The following is a 1,841-nucleotide window of genomic DNA, read 5'->3' on the forward strand; positions in this document are numbered from 1 at the left end:
GCGCGCCGGACACGGCGGCCGCGCGGAACGCCGTACGGCAGGCGGCCGCCCGGCGGCCGGGGCGGGGGGCCGGGCAGGTGGTGCAGGTGCAGATCGGGCGCCTGGAAGTGACGGCGGGCGGCGCTCCCCCGCCGGGCGTCCGGCCCGGACAGCGTGCGGCGGAACGGCCGGTGGCCTCGCTGGGCCTCGCGGAGTACCTGGCGGGGGAGCGCCGGTGACGGCTGCCGGCACGAGGACGACGGGCACGGCGGGCACGACGAGGACGACGAGGACGACGAGGACGACGAGGACGACGGGAAGGCCCGAGGAACCGACGCCATGAGCAACGCACTTGCCATCGCCCACGTCACCCAGGCCCTCGCCCTGCTGATCGAGGCAAATCTGCGGCCCGACATCGACATGGCCGTCAAGGTCGAGGCGCGCAAGCCGCCGGCCGATCCGCCGGCCGAGCCCACCATCACCGTGTTCCTCTACCAGGTCACGCCCAACACCGCGCTGCGCAACGGCGATCTGCCGACCCGCGCCTCCGACGGCACACTGATCCGGCGGCCCGCCACCGCCCTCGACCTGCACTTCCTGATCAGCGCCTACGGCGACGAGAACGAAATGGTCGGCCACCGCCTCATCGGCTCGGTCGTGCGCACGCTGCACGGGATACCGGTGCTGCCCAGGGACATCATCGAACTCGCCGGCGAACGGCCTTACCTGTCCGGGAGCGACCTGGCGCAGGCGGCGCAGCGGGTGCGGTTCACACCTACCGTGATGGACGTCGACGAGACCTCGAAGCTGTGGGGGATGCTCCACCAGACGCCGTACGCGCTCTCCGTGGTCTACCAGGCAGCCCTCGTCCTCATCGACGGACGCGGGACACCCGTTCCGGGGAAGCCGGTGGAACGGTCCGAGGTACGCGTGCTGCCGTTCGGCGCGCCCGGGGCGCCGGTCCCCCCGGGGTCCGGGCCGCGGACCGGCGAGGCGTCGCAGGACGCCCCGGCCGAGCCGCCCGTGAAGGCGGTCGCCAAGGCCGCGGCCAAGGCCCCCGCGCGTACCCGCAAGGCCCCGGCCCGGACGCCCAGGTCCAGACAGCCCGCCCACCGGAAGACGGACGGCGGCGGCGAGAGCACGGAGAACTGAGACGGCATGAGCGAATCGACGGGGGCGGGTGAGGACATGGGCACGAACCGGGCGGGCACGACGGACGCGCACGACGGCAGCCCGACGCTGACCGCCGGGATCCGCCGCGTTCTGGCCCGCGTCGATGCCCACGCGGCGCGCGCCGCCGGAACACGGGACGACGGTGCAGACGGCACGGACACCGACGGCACGGACACCGACGGCACCGCCGTCGTGCCCGCCGGACCCGGCACCGCCCCCCTCGACGCCCTCGTCACCTGCTTCGGCCTCACTGCGTTCGAGCGTGACCTCGTCCTGCTCACCGCCGCCCAGGAACTGGACCCGACCACCGCGGCCCGCTGCGCCGCCGCGAGTGGTGATCCGGGGCGGACGTACCCAACCCTGTCGCTCGCCCTCGCCGCACTGGACGGACCGCACTGGAGCGCGGTCACGCCCGTGGCCCCGCTGCGGCGCTGGCGGATCGTCGAGCTGGAGGACGAATCGCGGCTGACGACGTCGAGGCTCCGGATCGACGAGCGGATCCTGCACTTCCTGCTGGGCTCGGCGTACCTCGACACCCGGCTGCACGGCCAGTTGCGCCGCACCGCGGTGCCCGCGGCGCTGCCCCCCTCGTACGACCTGGCCGCGAGCCGGGTGGCCGAGGGCTGGACGAGTGTGGCCGGCCCCGACGCGCCGCCGCTGGTCGAGGTGAGCGGCGGCGCCCGGCGCCG

The 1,841-nt window shown here is 74.9% G+C and carries 1 protein-coding gene and 2 pseudogenes; all 3 read left to right on the forward strand.

The genetic code is table 11. The features are described from left to right. Positions 1-218 (forward strand): annotated as a pseudogene (locus ACFW2E_RS46210) (hypothetical protein); the annotation flags it as partial. Between the two features lie 100 nt (positions 219-318). Further along, positions 319-1,131 (forward strand): DUF4255 domain-containing protein, encoded by an 813-nt coding sequence (locus ACFW2E_RS46215; protein WP_384478004.1) that lies wholly within the window; start codon positions 319-321, stop codon positions 1,129-1,131. A 6-nt stretch (positions 1,132-1,137) separates the two neighbouring features. Further along, a pseudogene (locus ACFW2E_RS46220) lies at positions 1,138-1,841 on the forward strand (AAA family ATPase); the annotation flags it as partial.

The sequence above is a fragment of the Streptomyces sp. NPDC058964 genome (genome assembly GCF_042741275.1).
Classification (GTDB): Bacteria; Actinomycetota; Actinomycetes; order Streptomycetales; family Streptomycetaceae; genus Streptomyces.

Bases quoted from the DNA above. Each gene is read 5' to 3' on its own strand.
- ACFW2E_RS46215 (WP_384478004.1), top strand. From the start codon at position 319: ATGAGCAACGCACTTGCCATCGCCCACGTCACCCAGGCCCTCGCCCTG.